This window comes from Larkinella humicola (genome assembly GCF_008727875.1).
GTDB classification, from domain to species: domain Bacteria; phylum Bacteroidota; class Bacteroidia; order Cytophagales; family Spirosomataceae; genus Larkinella; species Larkinella humicola.
The window spans coordinates 550,944-573,995 of record NZ_VTWS01000002.1; the positions used below are offsets into that span (position 1 = coordinate 550,944).

Here is a 23,052-nt window from a genome sequence, read left to right on the forward strand (position 1 = left end):
AGGTAAATCAATACAAATAAAGCTCAAAGTAGGGAAGATATACCAATCGGGGCGAAAAAATGGTTAAAGAAAATGAGATGGTTTTAATGGTTAAGGATGGTTGGAGGGTAAAGAATGGTCGAATAGCTGGTGGAGCCCATCTTTCAACTATCCTACAGCCATTTAACCATCCAACCCTCATCAACCATCCAACCATCCACGTTCCGTAGTTAAAATTTTTCCGGGATCGCCTGGCCATTCCTTCGGGTGGTTCGTTACCTTTGTATTAAGACACCGTTTCGTATGGCCCAATACTATCGCTTTGACAAAGACAATGCTTCCCGGCGTGCCGGAACGGTTGCCCTGAAGGATGCGATCGGGCAGATGCTGAAATCGTATCAACTGCAAACCCGCTTCAACGAAACGTACCTGGAAGCTTTTTGGGAGAAGATGATGGGCAAAGCAATCGCTTCCCGCACCAACCGGCTTTACGTTAAAGACCGCAAGCTCCACATCGAAATCAACTCTGCTCCGCTTCGCAGCGAATTGGTCATTGCCAAACAGAAAATGATTCAGCTCATCAACCGCGAAATGGGTGCCGATGTACTGGAAGATGTCATTTTTATCTGATCGTCAGCCGGTTGCGTCCACAATCCCCACTGCAATTTTCCCCAGACCAGAACACCTCCGACGGCTTTGATCCGATACGGCACGAAAAACTCGCTCCGAATAAACCGGGGAAACAGGTCCGTCGGCGACAGCGAGGTAAACACAAGTACCGTTAGCAACAGAACCCAGTCAAGCCGGGTGGGCGAATCGAGCGTCAGCCACCAGAGTGCTACCCCGGTTACGGCCAGAACGTAGGTAGGCGACTCGGCCATTTTGTTAAAAAGAATGATAAACAGCAGAAAGTAGGCAATCATCCGGCGCTGAAACAACCCATTGCTCCACAGCCGGAAACGCAGGAATGGCAGCAGAAAGAGGACGATGCCAACGGTTTCTACCACCCGCAGATTGGCATCGGTTTTCGCCATCCCAAACCAGACTTCCAGAATCCCCATCACCGAAACCAGTCGCCCTAAGGTGCTAACCATCACCACCTTGAACCATTCCTGATACTCGTTCAACAGGCTACTGAACGGGATGAGGGTGATTGGGGCAAGAGCGAATACAACCGTCCAGACCGACATTGCCAGCAGAAACTGCGGTTTTTTAGGATAAAAAATAAAAAACAGGGCGGCCGTAATTCCATAGAATTTTATGAAACCGCATAGCACGAAACAAAAAGCTGCCTGCCAGACCCGCTCATTGCGCAACTGGTATAGTCCCAGCAGAATGGCTCCAACGATGAGGTTATTGCTCTGCATGTTTTGAGCCGTCACCAGGGCTTCCGGAAGGATGATCAGCAAAGCCATCCAGCGCTTGCGGGCGGCATCTTCTTCGCCATCCAGGTACAACCAGACACCCAGGGCCAGCACGGCGGAATTGATCAGATTCCAGAAGAACACCCCAAGGCCGGTCGGTGCATAATAAAACGGCCCCATCAACCACGCAAACGTCGGACTATACTTGTAATTGTCGTCGTACAGATCAGGATACAAGCCGTAAATGCTCTGGTTGAGCAACAGATTCTGAAACGGCTTCGAAAACATCAGGTAGTTGTTGAAGCTACCCATCAGGTATTTTTGAAAACCGGCTCCCGTCAGAATGATGATGAACAGGGTCACCAGTCGCGGCAAGGTCAACCAGCGCAAACTCATGCTTTTAACGTGTGTTGAAAAGTTTCCGAAAATTCCTGCATGGTCTGGAAGGTGCCGTGCGGCCCCAGGTAGCGCAACAAGGTCTCGACCCGGTCGAGCAATCGCTGGTTCGAATACCGACGGACGTACGCGGGAATTTTGGCATACGCAGACAAATCCGTGAATTCCCAGGGATGCACATACAGATTCAGGAAACCATCTGCTCTCAACGTATGCAGGCACAGGTTTTTGTAAATGGCAAACGGAAAATTCTTCAGACTCAGCCAGAACAGCGGCAACCGCAGCCGGGGCGTTACCGATGCGGGAATGTGCAGAATAGTGCCGCTCAGAAACGGTTTCCGGGGCGCCTTCAGATGGTTGTACCGCCCCGGCAGAAACGTCGGGTGCAACGACGAATTGTAGCGATAACCGGCCTCACGCAAATCTGCTTCATCGACCGCGCCCATCCGCGCCCGCCGAAAACCCACGACGGGCTTTCCGGTGATCGATTCCAGCATCCGGCGCGATTTCAGCAAATCGGCGGGTTCGAATGTCGTGTGGTAAAAACCGTGTGATGCGATTTCATGCGTGGCCGACAGCTTCCGGATCAGGTCCGGCTCATGAAAAGCGTAGTTGGCGGTGGTAAACAAGGTAGCCCGTACGGGCAGAATTGCCAGCCGATCGGTCAACAACCGAAGCCCTCGTGTCGAAACGGCAAGCTGTTCATTGATGGACAGGGAATGGCCGTATTCCAGAGCCGTATCGAATTCTTCCACATCGACCGTGAACATAATCTGACGCATTAGCGGTTCCATCCCTCCACGCTGACGACTTTATCCACGATATTCGATTCCTGAATCAGGTAAGAAGGCCGCTTTTTAACCTCCTGAAAAGCCTTGCCCAGATAGATGCCAATGATTCCCATCATAATAAATTGAATCCCGCCGATCAGGACAATCAGCAGAACGATGGTGGTCCAGCCGGAAACCGTGTTGGCCGTAAAATATTTTTCATACAATACTTCCGCCCCAAACAGCAAGGCAAACAGAAACATGCCGAACCCGAGCACCACCGACAGGTACAGCGGTTTGGTGGTAAACGATGTAATGCCCATCGTAGCCAGGTTAAACATCTTGCGGAACGAATACTTGCTTTTGCCCGCATAGCGTTCGGCGGCCTGGTATTCGACGCGGCTCTGCCGAAAGCCCATCCAGCTAATCATACCGCGCATGAACAGATCGGTTTCTTTAAACTGGTTCAGGCTTTCAACCACTTTGCGGTCAAGCAGCCGGAAATCAGCCGCGCCTTCTTCCAGATTCACGTCAGAAACGGTCCGGATAAACCGGTAGAACCAGCGCGACGTTTTTCGTTTCATCAAAGGCAGCGAGGGATCGGGTTTCCGAATGGCACAAACAACATCGTGGCCCTCATGCCATTGCCCGATCAGGGTAGGAATGAGCTCGGGAGGGTGCTGCAAATCCGCATCGAGGCAAATCACACAGCTACCGGTGGCATGATCGAAACCGGCCCGTAACGCAGCCTGGTGACCAAAATTCCGGGAAAATGACAGGTAACGAACCGATGGGTAGTGGTGGCTCAACTGCTGCAAAACATAAAGAGTATTGTCGATGCTGCCATCGTCAACAATGAGGATTTCGAAATCCTCGTAGGGAGCTAACACGCTTTCCAGCCGGCTTACCAAAACAGGCAGGTTTTCTTCTTCGTTATGGGCCGGAACGACAACACTGATTTTGCCAGTGTGTGGGTTCATAAATACATTCGGCATCTTATCTTTGTGACCTTTGCGATGGTAGTCTTTTCAGTAGAGATGGTAGCCTATTCGGTAGAATAGTATAGAAACAATATTAAATATTTTTGTAACCAGTTCCAGTAAGTAGTTCTACTCACATCACTCATAAATATTTAACTATCACGCTATCAAGCCCTTAGCAGGGATTAAATTTTTATTAGAAATAAAATGAAAGCCAATAGGTGCTGCGCGTTTTTGAGTAACCTATGGCTTAAAAGCAAGACTTACCCATTGGTTCGTTCGGCAGCAAACCGGCTTAATTTTCACAATACCTTTTTTAATTAAACAGCAGCCCATTTGATACGACCCCCTTTTTTAGAACCCGGCCAACGGGTCGGCATACTGGCAATGGCCAGCCGTCTGGAGTATGAAGCACTTGAACCGGCCTTCCACACGCTGCGCGATCAGTGGCAGTTGGAGGTGGTAGAAGGCGAATCGCTCCGAAGCAGTTATTTTCAGTTTGCGGGTGACGACGCCCTGCGCACCCGCGACCTGCAACGAATGCTCGACGATCCCAGCATCCGGGCGATTTTTTCCGCCCGCGGGGGCTACGGCAGCTACCGCATCCTGGACCGCCTTGACTTCACGCAGTTTCTGAAAAATCCGAAATGGATCATTGGTTTCAGTGATATTACGGTTGTACACTGCCACCTGCACCGGATGGGAGTGCAGAGTTTGCACGCCATCATGCCCAAGCTATTTGGCAGTGAAGGCGTTGCGGATTCCATCGAAACGCTGCGGCAATGCCTTTTTGGGGAATCTCCCACGCCCTATACCAGCCCGTCGCACCGTCTCAGCCGCCCCGGAACGGCCACAGGTCCACTCGTGGGCGGCAACCTGACGATGCTCATGCACATTCTGGGGACCCCATCCGACGTTGATCTAAGCGGCAAACTTCTGTTCATCGAAGACATTGACGAGACGCTTTTCTCCACCGACCGCATGATGATTCAGCTCCGGCGCTCCGGCCGGCTGGCGGATCTGGCCGGATTGCTGGTGGGGCAGTTTACGGACATGCGCATCAATGAGTCGTCCCCTTTTGGCAAAACCGCCAACGAAATCATCGCCGAGCAGGTGGCCGGGTATAACTACCCCGTTTGCTTCGATTTCCCGGTCGGCCATGTCGCCCGCAATCTGGCACTGCCAATTGGAAAAACCGCCGAGCTGGTGGTGAAGGAAGAAGGAGGACGATTACGGTTTTAAGGGGAATAATAAATGCAAAATGATTAATTTTAAATGTAAAAGTGACTGGTAAGAGAGAGCGTCGTCTAATGGTTCATGAATACTACATGGAAATGGCCAATGACGAATGATAAAATAGGTGAACGAAAGACGCGGCAGTATGATCTCGAAGAGCGGCTTATTGATATTGCCGTACTAACCGAATCCCCCCCACAAAAGCAGGGAGTCATCTGGGCGGCCAACTTATTCGTTCGGGTACTGCGCCAGCCTTACATTATGGTGAAGCCCAGGGCGCGGAGTCTCGAAAGGATTTTATTCACAAAATGAAGGGTGCCCTGAAAGAGCTTCGGGAGTCGCAGATCAACTTGAAAATCCTCAAAAAAACGCAGCACCTTACTTTTGCCGACGAAAAAACCACCCAGGAATGTCGGGAACTGGTTCAAATCTTCACGCGCAGCATTGAAACCGCTGAACGCAATCTAGCCCAGAAGTAGTCCCACTTTTATATTCATCATTTTACATTTTTCATTCTTCATTCTTTTTCCTTTCTCACTTCTTCTTCCCACCCGCCGTTGCGGCTCCTTTCCACTGTTCCATGTAATCGACCGTCAGGTGGCAGAGGGATTTGACGCCCAGGCCAAAACCGCTTTCATCGATGAAAAAATCCGGCGTGTGGTGCGGGGCGGCATCTTCCAGCTTGCGGCCTTTTGGCATCCCCCCCAGGAAATAGAAGAAACCGGGTACTTTTTGCTGAAAAAAGGAAAAGTCTTCCGCGCCGGTATCGAGCGGGCGAATGATCACGTTGTCTTTTCCGGCCACGGCTTCCAGCGTCGGCACCATCTGGTCGGTTAAAGCCGGGTCGTTGTAAGTCACGGGATACATCACGTCGATTTTCACATCGGCTTTGGCTCCGGCACTTTCCGATATGTTGGTGGCAATTTCGTTAATCCGGCGATGGATCGTTTTCTGCATATCGGGCGTGAACGACCGAATGGTGCCGATCATGTTCACCTCTTCCGGAATGATGTTTTGCCGAATCCCGCCATGCACCGCGCCCACCGTCACCACCGCCGGGTATTCCGTGATCGCCAGATTCCGGCTGACGATGGTTTGCAGGCCCATCACGATTTGCGACGAAGTCACAATCGGATCGACCCCCGACCACGGTGCTGCGCCGTGCGTCTGTTTCCCTTTGACTTTGATGCTGTAAAAATCGACGGCCGCCATCGTAGCCCCCGGGCGGTATTTGATCGTTCCGACCTCCGTTTGGGAGTTGATGTGCAGGCCAAAAATAGCGTCGACTTTCGGGTTCTCCAGCACCCCTTCTTTCACCATCAACTGCGCCCCCCCTTCTTCACCAGCCGGTGGCCCTTCTTCGGCAGGTTGAAAAATAAACTTGACGGTTCCTTTCAGGTCGCTTTTAACACTGGCCAGCACTTCTGCCACACCCATCATGATGGCAACGTGTGAATCATGACCGCACGCATGCATGACGCCGGTTTTCTGACCATTGAATTCCGTCGTTACGGTCGATTTGAACGGCAGATCGCCCCGTTCGGTCACCGGCAAACCGTCCATGTCCGCCCGCAACGCCACGACCGGCCCCGGTTTGCCGCCTTTCAAAATGCCGACGACCCCGGTTTTGGCCACATTGGTTTTTACCTCGATGCCCAGCGAATGGAGGTGAGCGGCAATCTTGGCGGAGGTTTGCAGTTCGCGATTGCCCAGCTCCGGGTGCTGGTGGATTTCCCGACGCCAGGTGATCACTTTTTTCTCCAGACCATCGGCCAGTTTATTCATCTGATTCTTCAGGGGCGACTGGGCCGGTAACGTAAACGGTGCCAGTGCAAGCGAAAAAACCATTGCACCGACTGTTTTTGTAGACATCCTCATATACTCGTTCTGGTTTATTTCCTGTTTTGCCGAAAATGCAAGCTAGGTTGTTTTTCGAAGTAATATTTAGAAAAATTTTATCAAAGTAGTATTATGCAATCATTTTTTGAACCAATTTTGCGAATAACCTAAACAAATATACAGATTTATGAAAAAACTATTACCATCCCTATGGGTGTGGTTTGCCTTGTTGTGTCTACCAGCACTGGCGCAGGACCGCACCGTTACCGGGAAAATCACTTCATCAGACGACGGCTCCCCCCTCCCGGGCGTGAGTGTTCAAATCAAAGGTACCACCCGCGGTGCCAACAGCAACAGCGACGGCACTTACCGTCTGGGCAACGTTCCGGAAAATGCCCGGCTCGTCTTCAGCTTCATCGGTTTTGCTTCCCAGGAAATCGAAACGGGCAATCGTTCCACGATCAACGTCACCCTCCAGGTCGATGCCACCAGCCTCAGCGAAGTCGTGGTGGTAGGGTACGGTACGCAAAGCAAAAAAACCATTACGGGGGCGGTTTCGTCAGTCAACGGCGAGACCATTGCCAACAAACCCGTTCAGAGTTTCGATCAGGCGTTGCAGGGCCGGGCGGCCGGGGTGAATATCATCACCCCCAACGGGGTTCTGAACAATGCGCCGGTGATCCGGGTGCGCGGGGTTTCGTCCATCAACGGCAGTTCATCTCCGCTGATCGTTATCGACGGCCTGCCCATCAACTCCAACGACAACGTTTCGGCGGGCGGTTTTACGGTGAACAACCCACTGGGCGACATCAACCCGTCCGACATCGAATCGCTTGAGATCCTGAAAGATGCGTCGGCAACGGCCATTTACGGTTCTCGCGCGGCCGCAGGTGTCATTCTGATCACCACCAAAAAAGGCAAAGAAGGCCGGGTGCAGGTGACCTACGATGGTTGGGTTGGGGTTACTAAACCGTTCAAACTGTTTAAAATCCTGGATGCGCAACAGTACATGGACTACAAAAACCTGGCGGCCCGCAACGCCGGTTTGCCCGACCAGTTTTTCCCCACCCTCAATGCCGATGGCAGCGTGGTGAACACCGACTGGTACGACGTGATTTACCGCACCGGAACAGCCCACAACCACAACCTGGGCGTCAACGGCGGGACGAAAGACACGAAGTACGCCTTCTCGGTGGGCTATACCGATCAGGAAGGGATGTTGAAACAGAACTCTTTCAACCGGATGACGGGCCGGATGAACATCTCGCACCAGTTGAACAAAGCCATTCGGCTGGGTGCCAACATCGCCCTGGCCAACAGCAAAAATCAGGCCCCCAACACCGGCACAACGGGCGCGTTCAGCACCGGCGGTCTGGGTCGTTTGCCGTTGGTGCTGGCCCCCAACCTGGCCCCCCGCAACCCCGACGGATCGTACAACATCAACCGGGCCGGTAACAACATGGGACTTGGCAAGAACCTGGTCGGCGCTGGTGGGTATTATAACCCGCTTCCGGACCTCGAACTCAGCCGGTTTACGTCGGAAAACAACCACGTACTCGGAAATATTTTTGCCGATTTTACCCTCTTCAAAGGACTCACGTTCCGGACCTCCTATGGGATGGACAACACAACGGTGGAAGACATCGACTTCCGGAACAGCGTTCACGGCGAAGGTGGAACGGCAGGTGGTCAGGCGTTTAACATCTTCACCAACATCAAACAGTGGAACTGGCAGAACTACCTGACGTACGATCTTCAGGTAGGAAAAAACAATTTCTCGGTTGTCGGCGGTAATGAGGTTCAAAAGTACACGATCAACCGCTGGGGTGGTGCGCGGCAAGGGCTGTCGGACCCGTTCTTTACGTCCTATCAGGGAAATTTTACGAGCAACCAGCCACCGTCCGGTAACTTCCAGAGCCAGAATGGCCTGATCTCGTATTTCGCCCGCCTGGATTACAACTTCGACCAGAAGTACCTGTTGACCTTCAACTTCCGTCGCGACGGTTATTCGGCCTACGCGGCTGGCCGTAAATACGGAAACTTCCCCGGAGGGTCGATCGGCTGGCGGGTTTCGGAAGAAGATTTCTGGAAAAATTCGCTCGGCAAAGTCGTCAACGAATTCAAAATCCGGGCCAGTCTGGGCCGTGTCGGAAACGCCGGCATCAGCGATTTCGGATCGCTGAGCCTGTTTAACTCCGGTTTATACGGCACCGTGCCCACGTTCTTCTTCGCGCAGGCCGGCAATCCGTCGCTGCGGTGGGAAAGCAGCACGAGCACCGACATTGGGATCGCCTTTGGCCTGTTCGGTGACCGGATTACGGGCGAACTGACCTACTACAAGAAAGACGTAACCGACCTCGTTCTGCCTGAACCCCAGGCCCCGTCGCGCGGAATTCCGAACAACTTCATTCTGACGAACATTGGCTCGATGGCCAATACCGGAATCGAACTGGCCCTGACCTCTTCGAACATTACCAAAGGTAAATTCAACTGGACCACCAGCTTCAATATTTCGACGCTGAAAAACGAAGTGACGGCGCTGGCTAACAACAACGCCGACATTCTGGCCCAAACCGGCGGTTTGGAAAGCTCTAACATCGTGCGGGTCAATGAGTCGATCGGGAGTATTTACGTCATCCGGACCGATGGCGTCAACCCGGCTAATGGTCGCCGGATTTTTATCAACGCCAACAACGACCGGGTGCAGTACGACCACTCGGCCCCGGCCGCCAGCCGCTGGACCTACGTTGACAAAGACGGCAACGCCCCGGCGATTTCCGGCACCGACCGGGTTGTGGTGGGAGCGGCCATTCCGAAATGGTTCGGCGGTCTCGACAACACCTTCAAATACGGGAACCTGGAATTGGGCGTTTTCCTCCAGTTTTCGGGCGGAAACGTGATTTACAACGGAACGAAAGCCGGTTTGCGCGATCAGCGGCCCTGGAACAACGACATCGGCGTGCTGAATCACTGGAAACAGGCGGGTGATGTCACCGACGTTCCGCGTCCGGTTCTGAACGACAACATCTCGAACGGTTCGGCCAACCCGATTTCTGAAAATGTAGAAAAAGGCGACTTTCTGCGGGGACGGAACATCATGCTCGCCTACACGATCAAGAACGATCTGCTGCGGAAAGCCAATCTGGCGTCGATCCGGGTGTATGCGCAGGTTCAGAATGCGTTCATCATTACGAACTACACGGGATCTGACCCTGAAATCTCGACCAACCGGAACTCCAACACAGCACCGGGTGTCGACCGGAACTCCGTTCCGCAGGCCCGTACGTTCACGGCTGGTTTGAGCCTTAATTTCTAATCGATCGTTTGACGTCCTGATTGAACAGCCCTTTAAACGGTTAACACGATTTCCCATGAAAAACCATACTTCATATTTATCCACCAACCGACGGATGTTCCTGAAAGCCGCGCTGCTTTCGGTGTGCCTGCTGCCCGTCGTGACCTCGTGTAGTGAGGAAGAACTCCTGGAGCCCAAACCCCTGACCAGCCTGGCCGATGTAGAGGCCTTTTCCAATCCCGATCGGGTACTGGCGCAGGTGAACGGTCTGTACTCGAGCGTTAAAAACGGCCAGTTTCTGGGTGGCCGGTATTTCATTTACGTCGACGTGCGGGGTGAAGAGTTCCTGAATGTGAGCAACAACGGGGTAACGGCCCTCCAGACCTGGAACCACACCAACAACTCCGGCTCCAACGAACCCACCAACCTCTGGAACCAGGCGTATCTGGCCATCAACCGGATCAATTTGTTTCTGGAAGGCCTGGACGCCAACCCCACCGTGGTCGATGCTGCACTGGCCAGTCAGTACAAAGGCGAAGCCCGGTTTTTGCGGGCGCTCACTTACCTGTCAATGGTGCAACTCTATGCCCAGCCCTACACGAAGGACAACGGAGCCAGCCTGGGCCTGCCACTTCGGTTAAAAGGCGAGGTTGGAACGGGCAACAACGATCTGGTTCGCAGTTCGGTCGCCGACGTCTACAAGCAGGTTCTGGAGGATTTGAATTTTGCCGAACAAAACCTGGCGGCCACCAATACCTCTGCTGCGCTGAATACGACGCGTGCCCACAAAAATACCGCCATTGCCCTGAAAACCCGGGCCTATCTGGCGATGGGTCGCTACGCCGATGTGGTGACGGAAGCGGCCAAGATTGTATCGGCGACGGCCCCTTACCGGGCGGCAACGGGTGTGGCCCACCAATTGCAGGCATCGGTTTCGACGGTTTTTACCAATTACACCACGACGGAATCCATTCTATCCATGCCGATGAGCAGCAACGACCTGCCCGGTACGCAAAACGGGCTGGCGAGCTACTACATGCCGATTGTCGGGATTGGTGACTACAGCCTGAACCCGAACGGAATCATCGGCAATGCGGCTTTTACGGCCACCGACGCCCGCCGAACCAGTTTTGTCAAGAATGATTTTACGGGCGATGCGGGCCGTATTCGGCTCACCAAATTCCCGACAGGGCCCCAGCATACGGACTATGTTCCGGTGATCCGCTACGCCGAAGTGCTGCTGAACCTGGCCGAAGCCAAAGCACGGCTGGCTGCGGGAGTCGATGCCGATGCGCTGGCATTGCTGAATGCTGTTCGGGGCCGGTCGGCACCCACGGCGGTTTATGCCACCATGGCCAGTAAAACCGCTTTGGTCGATGCCATTCTGCTGGAACGCCGGATCGAGTTGCTGGGAGAAGGATTTCGCTCCAACGATTTGCTGCGGCAGAATCTTCCGCTACCCGCCAAAGCCAATATTCAGGCGGTGACGGTAGCGGCCTCGGTCTACATCTGGCCGATTCCACAGGGCGAGCTGAACGTAAACAAACTGGCCGTGCCAAATCCGTAAGAATACCATGCAGTAGCCTGGAAAACCGCACGACGGATTATCTTAACGCCTTCCGGAAAGGGTCGAAACTCGGTACAAACGGGTTAGAATCCTTCTCCGGAAGGTTTTCTTTTGGTTTAAACACCATATTGTTCAATTTATCATTATATTGATCCTACTATTATAGCAGTAGTTAGAAAGACAATAGTCGTAGTTGAAGCGGCTTTCGTGGCATGTTGGAAAAAAATGTTACTTAACGCACTATTTGGTTTACTTATTGCTGATATAAAAGTACTTTTGCAACCATTTTTTTACGTTCATCCAAACAATAACCTATCTATGAGAAAACGTTTAGCCGGATTCTGGCTATTGTGCGTGCTTTTTGCCCTGCCCGCGCTAGCCCAGGATCGGACGGTGACTGGTAAAGTCACTTCATCCGACGACGGTTCCACCCTGCCGGGTGTGAGCATCCAGTTGAAAGGTACCAGCCGTGGTACCACCACCGATTCAGACGGAAACTACAGTCTGACCAACGTTCCGGCCGACGCCCGTTTGGTGTTCAGCTTCATCGGAACCGCCACCCAGGAAATTGTGGTCGGCAACCAATCCACCCTCAATGTGCAATTGAAAGCCGACGCCAGTCAATTGTCGGAAGTCGTGGTGACGGCTCAGGGGATTGAGCGCGACCGGCGTTCGCTGGGATATTCGACTCAGGACGTTCGGGGTGATGTGCTGGCCCAGCGCTCGGAACCCAACGTGCTGAATGCGCTTCAGGGAAAACTGGCCGGGGTGAACATCACCGGTGCCAGTGGTGCGCCGGGGGCTTCCACCAACATCAACATCCGGGGGATTACGTCGTTCAACGGCAGCAACCAGCCGCTAATTGTGGTCGATGGCATCATTTTCAGCAACGACCTGAACCAGACCGAAAACACATTGTTCGGTTCGCAACCCGCCAACCGGCTGGCCGACGTCAACCCCGAAAGCATCGAGTCGATTAACGTGCTGAAAGGACCGGCGGCTGCGGTTCTGTACGGTTCGAGAGCGTCGGCAGGAGCCATTGTCATCACGACAAAAACCGGTCGGAACATGAAGGGGAAAACGGAAGTAACGGTTAATTCGTCGTATAACATTCAGAATGTCTCCGGTTTAGCCGAACTTCAAAACGACTACGGACAGGGAACCCAGAACAACTTCGTCAACACGTCAGCTAACTCCTGGGGCCCTAAATTCGGCGGACCGCTCACGCAGGTTGTGACCGCACAGGGCGAGACGGTTCCGTACCAGGCTTACCCCAACAACGTGAAAGACTTCTACCGCCAGGGGAGCATTCTGCAAAACTCCTTCAACATTGCCTCCGGCGACGAACGACGCAATTTCATTCTGGCGGTGGGAAACACGCTCCAGAAAGGGGTTATTCCCAACACCAAATTCAACCGGACCAACGTTCAGGTCGGCGGGGAATCGCGCCTGAACAATGGCATTAAAATCAATGGGACGGTAACCTACGTACAAACCGTTCAACAGGGCGTCCCGGGCGGTAACGGCGGGAGTGCCTTTGGTCAGTTGACCCGGATTCCACGCAGCTATGACCTGATGGGCCGCCCCTACCAGAATGCGTTGGGCCGGAGTATTTATTACAACAGCCCCACGCAGAACCACCCCCTGTGGAGTGCTTATAACGAAACGCTGCAAGGCCAGGTGGACCGGGTTTTCGGCAATATCCAAATTGGGTACGACGTCACCAAATGGCTGAACGTTTCGTACCGGGCAACCGCCGATACGTACACCGACCGCCGGAAATTTGTTGCGGCCATTGGAGCAGCGCGTACGCCAGCCGGTGAACTCCGGGAAGATATCTTCTTCCGGTCGGAGTTGAACGGGGACTTGATCATCACCGCCCAGAAAGACAATCTATTTTTAGAAGGCCTGAATGCCAGCCTGTTGCTGGGAAATAACATCAACCAGCGGAAGACTCAGAATCCAACGATCATCAGCCAGCAGTTGACCATTCCCGGTTTCGAAAACATCAGCAACGGATCGGTTTTCTCTGCCAGTACCGAGAGCAGCACCATGCGTCGGCTGATGGGGTATTATGGCCAGCTTTCGCTGGGCTACCAGAACTACCTGTTTCTGGAATTGACCGGTCGGGTTGATAAATCATCGACCTTACCGAAGGCCAACAACACCTACTTTTACCCATCGGCTGCGGTCAGTTTTGTGCCAACGGATGCGTTCAAGTTGAACTCAAACGTACTTTCTTACGCCAAAGTACGGGCCAGTATTGCCCGGGTGGGCCGGGATGCCGATCCGTATCTGCTCAACTCCGTGTTTGAGCCCGCTTCTTACGGAAACAATGCTGCCAGCATTACCTTCCCTATTTCTGTCGGAACCACCAGCTTACCCGGCTTCCGGATCGATGACCGGATCGGTAATTCAAGTCTGACTCCGGAATTCGTGCGGTCGTATGAATTCGGGTTAAATCTGGGGCTGTTCCGCAACCGGGCCAGCATCGATCTGGCGTACTTCGATACCCGCAGTACGAACCAGATTTTCAACGTCTCAGTCTCCAACTCAACCGGTTACGACACCCGTACGACCAACGTGGGTTCCATGCGAAATCGGGGGATTGAACTGGTGTTGAATACGACCCCGGTCCGGCTGGAAAGCGGATTCAAGTGGGATTTGATCCTGAACTTTACCCGCATCCGGAACAAAGTGGAAGAAATTGCCCCGGGTGTAACGCAATCGCCGATTACCGGCAATGCGTTCATCGGGATCAACCCGTCCATCGTGCTGGGGCAACCCTATGGCGTCATTGTTGGAACGGCCAACGTCCGCAGTCCGCAGGGTGAGTATCTGATCAACCCCAATACCGGCCAGTTTGTACCGGGTCTTGCCGGTCAGGTGATTGCCAATCCAAATCCGGACTGGACGGCGGGTCTGACGAATAACTTCAGTTACAAAGGCCTGTCGTTGTCGGTTTTGTTCGATACCCGTCAGGGTGGAGACCTTTACTCGTTCAGTGCGGCCGACTTGAGAAGCCAGGGGCACCTGAAAGTAACGGGAGTCGACCGGGATCAACCCCGCATTTTGCCGGGCGTCATCGAGGTAACCAATACGGATGGTACGAAGACGTACCGACCGAACAACATCCAGATTAGCGCACAGAACTACTGGGCCGGTCTCGGTGGTCTGGCTTCTGAAGCGGCCGTGTTCGATGCGACGGTTTACCGGCTGCGTGAAGTTGCCCTGAACTACAGCCTGCCGGGCAGCCTGATTGGCAAGACGCCTTTTGGTGCAATTTCGGTGGGGGTTAGTGGCCGGAACCTGTTCTTCTACGCTCCTAACTTCTTCATGGATCCGGAAGTAAACACGCAGGGAGCCGGTAATATTCAGGGGCTTGATTTGAATGGAGCGCCCAACACCCGGAATTATGGCGTTAACCTGCGGTTTACCTTTTAATCAACCTTCATCATTCTTCCGACAATGAAAGTCACGACTTATAAAAAATTCCTTCTGGTTCCGTTGATGTTGTCAATCGGGGCCTGCAGCAATTTTGTGGACGATATCAACCTCGATCCCAACAAACCTACGGCGGTAACGCCCCCGGTTTTATTACCCACAGCCTTAGCGGGTTCTGCATTTGCTAATAATGGTGAACTAAACCGGTTTGGCTCGGTGGTGATGAACTACCTGGCGGGGGCCGCTGGCAGCCCGGCTGCCTACGACATTTTCAATACAAACGGTGCCGATTTCGGAAACCAGTGGCGTTTTGACATCTACGGTGGTGCGCTCGTCAACTACCAGAAATTGATCGAAGCTGCTGACCAGAACAACGCCAAAGCGTATACCGGCATTGCCAAAATCATGAAGGCCTACACGTTCAGCATTGCCACCGATGTGTGGGGCGATGTACCCTATTCACAAGCATTGAAGGGTGAAGAGTTCATTCAACCGCGGATCGACAAGCAGGAAGATATCTACAAGGGCAACCAGTCCCTGGGGATTCAAAGTCTCTTTGATCTGATCCGCGAAGGTCTGACGGATCTCGATGCTGCTTCGACCTCCAAGCCTGCTGCCGAAGACATCGTTTACGGTGGTAACATCGACAGTTGGAAACGGGCTGGCTACACCCTGATGCTGAAGCTCGCCAATACCATCAGCCGGAAAGAACCGCAACTGGCGACGCAGGTAATCAACGAAGTGTTGACTAAAAACCTGTATATCAACAGCAATGCGCTCGATTTGAACGTAAAATTTGGCAGCAACGTGGGCAGTACCAGTCCTATGTGGAACCTGGCCATCTTCGCTTCCTTCAGTAACGAGCTGATTATGAGCACCCGTTTCCTGAACGTGTTGCGGCCTAGTGCGACGGATCCGACCAAAACCGACCCCCGGCTGGCCAAATTCTTCACCAAACCGGCGGCTGATTACGTCACCATCGACAACGGTTTTCGGGGCACATTGCCCAGTCCGTCAACCAACTGGTCACGCTACAGTCCGTACGTAACGGGAACGAGCGGAGAAGGCCCGGTGCGGCTGCTGACCAACTTCCAGCGGGCGTTTATTCTGGCCGAATCGGCTTTGATCCTGGGAACGCCGGGCAATCCGCAAACGCTGTATACCGAAGGCATTACGGCTTCGATGAAACTGGCAGGTGTCGCTGATGCCGACATCGCAGCTTATCTGGCTGCCAATCCGGCAGTGGCGACCCTGACCGGAACCAAAGAGCAGCAGTTGGAGCAGATCATCACCCAGAAGTGGATTGCCTGGACCGGCAACGGTCTGGAGTCGTGGAACGACTGGCGCAGAACCGGTTATCCTCGTTTGACAGCATCGCAGAATGCCGTTGGGATCGATGGAACCCGTCCGGTGCGGGCGGCTTACATCACCCAGGAAATCGAGCGGAATCCGGCCTTCCCGAATCCCGGGCCGCAGTCCAATGTCAAGTTATGGTGGGATGTTGATTAATCGGTCATTTGATAACGGAAAACAATCATGAAAAAAATAACGCAATTCCTTCTGCTTACCGTACTCGCGCTGGCCGGTGTTTCCTGCAAAGACGACTACGTTTACAGCGACCTGGTGCAGGACAATAGACCAACGGTTCCAATCACTTACACCGGTGCAACGACCTACGGTTTCGATCCGTACTACGAAACATCGGTAGCTGCGGGTGGTAACATCAAAATCACGCTTTCGATCCCGTCTTCCAGTGGCCGGACAATCAAGGAAATTTCGAAAGTAGCGGCTGGTGCCACCAGCATCAACGCCGGAACCGTGACTACGGCGGGTAATTACAATGCAGCTCCAATTGCCGGCAGCGGCACCACCGTGGAGTTTACGACGACCGTTAAGGATTTTGCCACGAAGCGGCCCGCCGTTCCGAGCACGCCGGTTGCGCTACCGGGTTTCCGTGAGATTGCCTTTATTTTCCAGGTCACCCTGGATGACGGCACGCAGATTATTGCTACGCCGGTCCGCGTTCGTATTCTCGCTTAACGCAACGGTTTGATTTCCACAAAAAAGCCAGCCTTCATCCTGAAGGCTGGCTTTTTTGTGGAAATGGTTTCGATTCCGTTACTCCACCCCTTTTACCTGCATCGCCAGAGTGTAAACCGACTCCGAAGCCGTAATGAAGAGCGTACGGCGGTCTTTTCCGCCGAAACAGAGGTTGCCCACCCAGCGGGACGGAACCGGAATAACCTGCAGTTTTTCACCCGCCGGATTGTAAACCGTTACCCCTCTGCCACTCAGGTAAACATTACCCTGGTTATCGATCGTCATGCCGTCAGAACCCTGCGAAACGAAAAGCTGGCGATTGGTCAGCGTGCCGTCGTCGTTGATCTGGTACTTATACGTTTTGCTGGCGCGGATGTCGGCGACATAGAGGGATTTGCCATCGGGCGTTCCCACAATGCCGTTGGGTTGCATCAGATCGCCATCTACAACGACTGGTTGCTTTTTCCCTTTGGGTAAATAATAAACCTTCTGGCCTTCGAGATCCGGTTTTTTCCGCTCCCAGTAATCGCGTTGGTAGTAGGGGTCGGTGAAGTAAATACCGCCTTTCGCGTCAATCCATAAGTCATTGGGGCCGTTGAGCCGTTTGCCTTCGAAATCCGCCAGCAAAACCGTCACCTTCCCTTTCGGGCTAATCGACCACAGCTCATCTTTCTCGTCGGCACAGGCAATCAGGTTGCCCTTCCGGTCAAAATAAAGCCCGTTGGAACGACCGGTTTTGTCCCTATACAGCGTCAAATTGCCGCCGGTGTCGTACTTCCAGATTTTATCGTTGGGCTGATCAGTAAAATAAATGTCTCCTTTTTTATTGACGGCGGGGCCTTCCGTAAACTTGAACTGGCTGGAAATCTGTTTCGGTACGGCGCCCGGTGCGGTCACTTTGACGGAATCGGCACCGCCAAACGGCCCACCGGAACTAAGACCAGGGAATGCGAATAGTAACAGACCGGCGGAGAGAAGGCCAGCTTTTCCAGTGAAATTCATCGGAATCGGGTTAAGGTTCAGGGAGGTACAAAGATAGTAGATTCCGCTTACCAGGGCACTTCGCGCTTATCTTTCCAGAACTTCCCGGTTTCGGCCAGAGAGGCTTCAGTAGCCAACCAGACGGCGGTCTCGGCGCCTTTCTCCGGAGAGCGGTTGGCACCGGAGCCACCCATGCTGGTTTGGACCCAACCCGGATTGACGCAATTCACCGCAATATTTTTCCCTGCCAAAGCAGCCGAAAACTGGCGGGTCATAGCATGCAGGGCGGTTTTGGAAAGGCTATAAGCCGGATAGCTGTCCTGCATGTGGGAAAGCGAGCCTAAGTCGCTGGTCATGTTGATGATGCGAGCTCCGGTCCGGCTTTTTTCTAGAAACGGCAGAAAATCCTGAATCACCAGGATCGGACCAATCAGATTGGTTTTCAGGGTGCGTTCCAGCGATTCGACATTGAGTTTACAAATGGACACATGCCGGTCGGTTTCTTCCAGAATGGCCGCATTGTTTACCAGCACATCCAAATGGCTGGCTTTTTGGGAGAAGGCGCCATAGGCATTTTTGATGCTGACCGGATCGGTAACATCCAGGTGGAGAAAGATGGCTTCGTATCCCTGTCCACAAAGTGTGTGAACAGCCTCACGGCCTTTTTCTATATCGCGGGAGGCCATGAAAACCGCATAGCCTTTTTTGCACAGCTCCTGAGAAATCTCTTTGCCTAATCCCCGGTTTGCACCGGTTACTAAGGCAACCTTTTCGTGATTGGTGTTCATGACTTCAATGATTGAATGGTAGAGTTGAACCACGTCGGCCCCTTTAAGCATCGGCGCAACCTCACCAACTCTACTATTCAATCACTGAAATTGTTTAAAAAGCGACCTTTTTCAGGCATTTCCAAGTTATACATGATTGCACAATCATTACTCCATTTCGTATTAAAATGGGAGATTATGAATCTTTTCCCAATGCTTTGACGGCTCCATACAGCATGTCAGTCATTCGGCGGGAGCTTTCATCACCCAAAATATCAGCATAACGGCGCATCAGGTTGTCCCATGCTTTTTTGATATCCGGTAACATGGTGATTCCTTTCTCCGTTGCATAAACCAGCGTGTGTTTTCCTTCGATCTTGCGCTCTACCAGTTTTTTCAATTCAAGCTTTTCAATCAGGCGCGTGATGGTCGATGGCGTCAAGTGCAGTTCTCCACTCAATTCTTTCGGCTGAATACCGGGATTTTCAATGGCTTCTTTCAATACAAAAGCATGGGAAGCCGTCAAGCCCAAACGACCAAATTCGTCGTCGGAAATGTTAGTCATTACTCTCGCTAAGGCATTCGCCGTGAAATTCAGGCAACTGCTGTACTTTGAAATCCGTTTTTTTTCTGCGATCATGATTGCTAGGGTTTTTTAATTTCAACCTCTTAATTATGTTACCGATTTGTAAATATAACGAACTTAATTAGAATTAGTTTGTCAAAGCAATTGTTTTTTAAAATATTCGAACGCGTTTGTTACTAATTTGTTAACACAAATGACTATAGTTTTAGAGACTTGAAAAAGTAAAAATAGGTGTTGCTACAATTAAGTTATTAAACGGTATTAAAGATCCAAGAAAATAGAAAATAAATACAATTTGAAAAATAGGGGCACTGACTTGTTATAAAGAGAATCCCTATCTCTCTCTGCCGGTTTCAGCCCGTGCTCACGGCCAGTTACCGGCCCGACAATGCTGATTTTCTTCCCAATAGCGCTCCTTTATCGGGAAGGCAAATGAATTTCAGCCATCATACAACGCGCCGAACCACCTCCGTTTCCTTCGATCGTTGACAGATTGAAATGGAACAGCGTAGCGAAATCGTCCAATTCGTCGCGCTGCCGGGCCGAAAGCGAATCAAAAGCCTGCGTCGACATAATCAGTAGTTTTTGCCCTTTCCGGGTTGTTACCAGCAGCATGTTTCCCGCAAAATGAGCCATTTGCTCCAGTGTAATGTCGATCACGTGCTTCCCGCTGTTCACCAGTGACTGCCGCACCATCAGCCGCTCGTCGGGGTCGGCAATGGCCGCCAGACAGACTATAGCAAAAACGTCGCCAATGCACATGACCACGTTGGTGTGGTAAACGGGTATGCCGGCCGAATCGACCGCCGAAAAGGCAACGACACTGTACCCGGTTTTCTGGCTGAACTCGGCCAGAACGTCGGCATCGGTTCGGGGCGACAGACAGGCGTAGGCAATCCGCTTCATCCGGTCAAGCACCAGACTACCGGTTCCTTCGAGGTATTTTCCCTGCTGCTCAAAATGCGTCAGGTCAACAATTTTAGCAACGTGGTATTTTTTTGCCAGGTCATCGATGATGTCCAGCCGCCGTTCGAGCCGGCGGTTCGGGGCCTGCATCGGGTAGAGCACCACGGTACCACTGTAGTGAAACGACACCCAGTTGTTGGGAAAAATCGAATCGGGCGTAAACGGCTCCGGTAAATCGTCGTAAATGATGACGTTCACCCCGGCCGCCATCAGTTGATGCGTCATGTCGTCAAATTCACGCAGAGCTTTTTCCTGCGCCACATCCCGGGATTGAGTCGCCAGGTCTGCGTTCTGAAACACATTGCTCCCGGCGGTTTGCTCATTAAACCCAAACCGTACGGGCCTGATCATGAGAAGGTTTGAGGTTGTCTGCGACTGCATAGGGTTAGGGATTAGGGTTATAATTCGGCACGCAACAAAGGTAAACTCATGCAATGAGAACCGCCCCGCGCCCTCGACAGTTCAGCCGACGGCAACAGGATGAAGGTATTTTCAAGGGTTTCGGGGTCGGCCTCACCCCGCTCAAACCGATCCAGCAAGTCGGCCGCCCGTACGGTTTCGAACCCCGCCTGCCGAAACGCTTCCAGGGTTTTGTCGTTCCGGTCATACCCGATCACTACCCCGTCTTTTAGCGCCAGCAGATTGCAGGAATCCGTCCATTGTTCGCGGGCTCCAAACGGAAATTCGTTGTTTCCGGAATAAATAAACCGCACCGGTTCCGTACAGCCCAGATCGTCCCGGCTGATAGCCGTCAGCAGGTCTTCCAGGTTTTCGATCTCCACCGGTTTATGCTCCTCCCCTTTCCGAAACTGGATGATCCGCAAATCGTCCGGAACGTCTTTTGGGGCCAGAAAATGCAGCAAATCGCGCTTTCGGGCTTCATCCCCCGTGCGTCCCAACGACCCCAGCAACACCCAGACGTTGCGTTTTACCTGCGTAAAAATGGTGTCGATGTGCATGTAATCCCGCTTTTTCGGAATCTTGACAATTGTCACTTTATCGACCACATTTTTGTCAAACAACAGGCGAATAACCTGCTGGGCAGCATACAGAGTCGTTCGTTCACTACACCCGATCAACAGGTGGTTTTTTGCCACCATCATCACATCCCCCCCTTCGAGCGTCGACCGCGAATAGTCGTTGCTTACCTCGTTGTCGGGCAACAGAAAATGATGCTCGTTGTCCGGTATTTCGATAATTTTATCCCGGTATTTGCTGAACAACGGGTGGTAAAAGAAAATGTACTGGGCCAGAAACGCTTCGCGGGTCCGGGCCAGCTTGGCGGGCTTGTTCAGTAAAATATGGCTATTAATAACTATGCCAATGTCGCGCGTGAAGATGAAATTCGGCAAGGGGGCGAAAAGCATCGTCCGGTCGGGCAGGGATCCGGAGATCAGAATCTTCGACAACTCAACCGGATCATACGTATACAACTGGCTCTGAATGAAGAAACTACACCTTTCAACGGCGCAAATTCCCGAAATCAGCCGGGTGCGGATCACTTCATCGGCTAAAATTTCGGTCAGCAGGTGCTGAATATCGATAACGGCGTCAGACCGAAAATAGTCCGGATGGTCGGGTTTGAAAAAATTACGCTCGGAATCGGCATTGATTGCGGCCAGTTTGCCCCGTATTTTATCCGGATCCAGAAAATACAGCAGAATTTTTACGTAATAGTCATACTCATCTTTCCGCATCGTTTCCAGGTGAACGATGTCTTCAAAAAGCCAGTCCTGCGCCTTGGAAGGGACGACTTTTCCCAGGCCGCGGTCGGGGCTGTGAATCAGCAGCCGTTTCAGCGAACCGACTTCTGAACTCACCCTGATTTCCTGCGTGCGCACCTGATGATTACCATGTTGCATACTCCAATGACTAAAAAAGGGAATACTTCTTCAAGTTGCAAGGTAAGGTATTGGGTAGTGAAAAAAAAAGTCGGGCCGTGTCTGCCAACGAAATGCAGTGAGCGTCAACTTTTAACGGGTCTAAATTGTTATCAAATCGTGTAGCTATCGCTTCATGCATTACCTTTGCAGTTTAATTGAGTCGAAATCAACCTCCTGTTATGCTAACTATTAGCAATTTACAAGCATCCATTGGCAGTAAAGAGATATTAAAGGGTATCAACCTGGAAGTTAAACCCGGGGAAGTACACGCGATCATGGGGCCGAACGGTTCTGGAAAAAGTACCCTGGCATCGGTGCTGGCGGGTCGCGAAGATTATGACGTGACCGGTGGCAGCGTGCTGTTTGAAGGCAAAGACCTGCTGGAAATGGCTCCGGAAAACCGGGCCGCCGAAGGAATTTTCCTGGCGTTTCAGTATCCGGTGGAGATTCCGGGGGTCAGCACGACCAACTTCCTGAAAACCGCCATGAACGAGATCCGGAAATACCGGGGTCAGGATCCGCTGGATGCTGTTCAGTTTCTGAAACTGATGAAGGAGAAAATGAAACTGGTGAATATCGATCAATCGCTGCTGAGCCGGTCACTGAACGAAGGATTCTCGGGCGGTGAAAAGAAACGGAACGAGATTTTCCAAATGGCGATGCTGGAACCCAAACTGGCCATTCTGGACGAAACCGATTCCGGACTGGACATCGACGCTCTCCGGATTGTGGCCGAAGGTGTCAATCAACTCCGCTCACCGGAACGGGCCACCATCGTCGTCACCCACTATCAACGCCTGCTCGACTACATCGTGCCGGATTACGTTCACGTCCTGTACAAAGGCCGGATCGTGAAGTCAGGGCCCAAAGAGCTGGCTTTCGAGCTGGAAGAAAAAGGCTACGACTGGATCAAGGCAGAAGTGGAAACGGTCTAATTTTTTAGTTAAGAGTGATGAGTT

18 protein-coding genes are annotated in these 23,052 nt (G+C 52.4%); 9 read left to right on the plus strand and 9 right to left on the minus strand.

Annotated features, from left to right (window positions below):
* The first annotated feature begins 282 nt into the window (after nucleotides 1-282).
* Nucleotides 283-609, plus strand: coding sequence for a DciA family protein (locus tag F0P93_RS10200; protein ID WP_114404177.1), 327 nt, complete (start codon nucleotides 283-285; stop codon nucleotides 607-609).
* Here F0P93_RS10200 and F0P93_RS10205 read toward each other — a convergent pair.
* Genes F0P93_RS10205 through F0P93_RS10215 form a run of 3 tightly spaced genes read right to left on the minus strand, consistent with a single transcriptional unit; the run spans nucleotide 552 to nucleotide 3,489 of the window.
* A complete protein-coding gene (locus F0P93_RS10205) occupies nucleotides 552-1,739 on the minus strand; it encodes a glycosyltransferase family 87 protein (protein WP_150876248.1) in 1,188 nt (395 codons plus the stop codon). The two genes, F0P93_RS10200 and F0P93_RS10205, sit on opposite strands and share 58 nt — an antisense overlap.
* Complete coding sequence (locus F0P93_RS10210) at nucleotides 1,736-2,521, minus strand: polysaccharide deacetylase family protein (protein ID WP_225309439.1); 786 nt, start codon at nucleotides 2,519-2,521, stop codon at nucleotides 1,736-1,738. Before F0P93_RS10210 ends, F0P93_RS10205 begins: the two co-directional genes overlap by 4 nt.
* On the minus strand, nucleotides 2,521-3,489 hold the full coding sequence (locus tag F0P93_RS10215) for a glycosyltransferase family 2 protein (protein ID WP_150876250.1): 969 nt from the start codon (nucleotides 3,487-3,489) through the stop codon (nucleotides 2,521-2,523). The genes F0P93_RS10210 and F0P93_RS10215 overlap by 1 nt, the downstream gene beginning before the upstream one ends.
* Nucleotides 3,490-3,825: 336 nt before the next feature.
* Between F0P93_RS10215 and F0P93_RS10220 the strand changes: the two genes are divergently transcribed.
* Together F0P93_RS10220 and F0P93_RS10225 are read left to right on the plus strand one after the other, a co-directional pair.
* The gene (locus tag F0P93_RS10220) at nucleotides 3,826-4,731 is read left to right on the plus strand and encodes a S66 peptidase family protein (RefSeq protein WP_150876251.1); all 906 of its coding nucleotides are present in this window, start codon (nucleotides 3,826-3,828) and stop codon (nucleotides 4,729-4,731) included.
* A gap of 224 nt (nucleotides 4,732-4,955) precedes the next feature.
* Nucleotides 4,956-5,204, plus strand: a complete 249-nt coding sequence (locus F0P93_RS10225; RefSeq protein ID WP_229315683.1) for a four helix bundle protein — start codon at nucleotides 4,956-4,958, stop codon at nucleotides 5,202-5,204.
* Nucleotides 5,205-5,259: 55 nt separating this feature from the next.
* On the opposite strand, the gene F0P93_RS10230 is transcribed toward F0P93_RS10225, so the two are convergent.
* Nucleotides 5,260-6,573 (minus strand): amidohydrolase, encoded by a 1,314-nt coding sequence (locus F0P93_RS10230; RefSeq protein WP_225309440.1) that lies wholly within the window; start codon nucleotides 6,571-6,573, stop codon nucleotides 5,260-5,262.
* A 178-nt stretch (nucleotides 6,574-6,751) separates the two neighbouring features.
* On the opposite strand from F0P93_RS10230, the gene F0P93_RS10235 reads away from it, so the two are divergent.
* The 5 genes from F0P93_RS10235 (at nucleotide 6,752) to F0P93_RS10255 (ending at nucleotide 16,910) form a co-directional block, all read left to right on the plus strand.
* On the plus strand, nucleotides 6,752-9,880 hold the full coding sequence (locus tag F0P93_RS10235; protein WP_150876253.1) for a SusC/RagA family TonB-linked outer membrane protein: 3,129 nt from the start codon (nucleotides 6,752-6,754) through the stop codon (nucleotides 9,878-9,880).
* Nucleotides 9,881-9,935: 55 nt separating this feature from the next.
* Nucleotides 9,936-11,426 (plus strand): RagB/SusD family nutrient uptake outer membrane protein, encoded by a 1,491-nt coding sequence (locus F0P93_RS10240; RefSeq protein WP_150876254.1) that lies wholly within the window; start codon nucleotides 9,936-9,938, stop codon nucleotides 11,424-11,426.
* Nucleotides 11,427-11,744: 318 nt separating this feature from the next.
* Nucleotides 11,745-14,870: a SusC/RagA family TonB-linked outer membrane protein gene (locus F0P93_RS10245; RefSeq protein WP_150876255.1), complete on the plus strand. Its 3,126-nt coding sequence runs from the start codon at nucleotides 11,745-11,747 to the stop codon at nucleotides 14,868-14,870.
* A gap of 24 nt (nucleotides 14,871-14,894) precedes the next feature.
* Nucleotides 14,895-16,379, plus strand: coding sequence for a SusD/RagB family nutrient-binding outer membrane lipoprotein (locus F0P93_RS10250; protein WP_150876256.1), 1,485 nt, complete (start codon nucleotides 14,895-14,897; stop codon nucleotides 16,377-16,379).
* A 27-nt stretch (nucleotides 16,380-16,406) separates the two neighbouring features.
* Nucleotides 16,407-16,910 (plus strand): hypothetical protein, encoded by a 504-nt coding sequence (locus tag F0P93_RS10255; RefSeq protein WP_191908770.1) that lies wholly within the window; start codon nucleotides 16,407-16,409, stop codon nucleotides 16,908-16,910.
* Nucleotides 16,911-16,988: 78 nt separating this feature from the next.
* Here F0P93_RS10255 and F0P93_RS10260 read toward each other — a convergent pair whose 3' ends face one another.
* The 5 genes from F0P93_RS10260 to F0P93_RS10280 form a co-directional block, all read right to left on the minus strand.
* Nucleotides 16,989-17,912 (minus strand): SMP-30/gluconolactonase/LRE family protein, encoded by a 924-nt coding sequence (locus F0P93_RS10260; protein ID WP_150876258.1) that lies wholly within the window; start codon nucleotides 17,910-17,912, stop codon nucleotides 16,989-16,991.
* A gap of 47 nt (nucleotides 17,913-17,959) precedes the next feature.
* Complete coding sequence (locus tag F0P93_RS10265; protein ID WP_150876259.1) at nucleotides 17,960-18,679, minus strand: SDR family NAD(P)-dependent oxidoreductase; 720 nt, start codon at nucleotides 18,677-18,679, stop codon at nucleotides 17,960-17,962.
* 175 nt (nucleotides 18,680-18,854) lie between these two features.
* Nucleotides 18,855-19,298, minus strand: coding sequence for a MarR family winged helix-turn-helix transcriptional regulator (locus tag F0P93_RS10270; protein WP_114404187.1), 444 nt, complete (start codon nucleotides 19,296-19,298; stop codon nucleotides 18,855-18,857).
* A 363-nt stretch (nucleotides 19,299-19,661) separates the two neighbouring features.
* A complete protein-coding gene (gene ctlX / locus F0P93_RS10275) occupies nucleotides 19,662-20,591 on the minus strand; it encodes a citrulline utilization hydrolase CtlX (RefSeq protein WP_150876260.1) in 930 nt (309 codons plus the stop codon).
* A gap of 17 nt (nucleotides 20,592-20,608) precedes the next feature.
* The gene (locus F0P93_RS10280) at nucleotides 20,609-22,072 is read right to left on the minus strand and encodes an arginine deiminase family protein (protein WP_150876261.1); all 1,464 of its coding nucleotides are present in this window, start codon (nucleotides 22,070-22,072) and stop codon (nucleotides 20,609-20,611) included.
* A 200-nt stretch (nucleotides 22,073-22,272) separates the two neighbouring features.
* On the opposite strand from F0P93_RS10280, the gene sufC reads away from it, so the two are divergent.
* On the plus strand, nucleotides 22,273-23,028 hold the full coding sequence (sufC, locus tag F0P93_RS10285; RefSeq protein ID WP_138989836.1) for a Fe-S cluster assembly ATPase SufC: 756 nt from the start codon (nucleotides 22,273-22,275) through the stop codon (nucleotides 23,026-23,028).
* Nucleotides 23,029-23,052: the final 24 nt, after the last annotated feature.

Coding starts and splice junctions, on each gene's coding strand:
- F0P93_RS10240 (WP_150876254.1), top strand. CDS start 9,936: ATGAAAAACCATACTTCATATTTATCCACCAACCGACGGATGTTCCTG.
- F0P93_RS10200 (WP_114404177.1), top strand. CDS start 283: ATGGCCCAATACTATCGCTTTGACAAAGACAATGCTTCCCGGCGTGCC.
- F0P93_RS10260 (WP_150876258.1), bottom strand. CDS start 17,912: ATGAATTTCACTGGAAAAGCTGGCCTTCTCTCCGCCGGTCTGTTACTA.
- F0P93_RS10280 (WP_150876261.1), bottom strand. CDS start 22,072: ATGCAACATGGTAATCATCAGGTGCGCACGCAGGAAATCAGGGTGAGT.
- F0P93_RS10245 (WP_150876255.1), top strand. CDS start 11,745: ATGAGAAAACGTTTAGCCGGATTCTGGCTATTGTGCGTGCTTTTTGCC.
- F0P93_RS10235 (WP_150876253.1), top strand. CDS start 6,752: ATGAAAAAACTATTACCATCCCTATGGGTGTGGTTTGCCTTGTTGTGT.
- F0P93_RS10210 (WP_225309439.1), bottom strand. CDS start 2,521: ATGCGTCAGATTATGTTCACGGTCGATGTGGAAGAATTCGATACGGCT.
- F0P93_RS10230 (WP_225309440.1), bottom strand. CDS start 6,573: ATGGTTTTTTCGCTTGCACTGGCACCGTTTACGTTACCGGCCCAGTCG.
- F0P93_RS10270 (WP_114404187.1), bottom strand. CDS start 19,298: ATGATCGCAGAAAAAAAACGGATTTCAAAGTACAGCAGTTGCCTGAAT.
- ctlX (WP_150876260.1), bottom strand. CDS start 20,591: ATGCAGTCGCAGACAACCTCAAACCTTCTCATGATCAGGCCCGTACGG.
- sufC (WP_138989836.1), top strand. CDS start 22,273: ATGCTAACTATTAGCAATTTACAAGCATCCATTGGCAGTAAAGAGATA.
- F0P93_RS10250 (WP_150876256.1), top strand. CDS start 14,895: ATGAAAGTCACGACTTATAAAAAATTCCTTCTGGTTCCGTTGATGTTG.
- F0P93_RS10255 (WP_191908770.1), top strand. CDS start 16,407: ATGAAAAAAATAACGCAATTCCTTCTGCTTACCGTACTCGCGCTGGCC.
- F0P93_RS10215 (WP_150876250.1), bottom strand. CDS start 3,489: ATGAACCCACACACTGGCAAAATCAGTGTTGTCGTTCCGGCCCATAAC.
- F0P93_RS10265 (WP_150876259.1), bottom strand. CDS start 18,679: ATGAACACCAATCACGAAAAGGTTGCCTTAGTAACCGGTGCAAACCGG.
- F0P93_RS10205 (WP_150876248.1), bottom strand. CDS start 1,739: ATGAGTTTGCGCTGGTTGACCTTGCCGCGACTGGTGACCCTGTTCATC.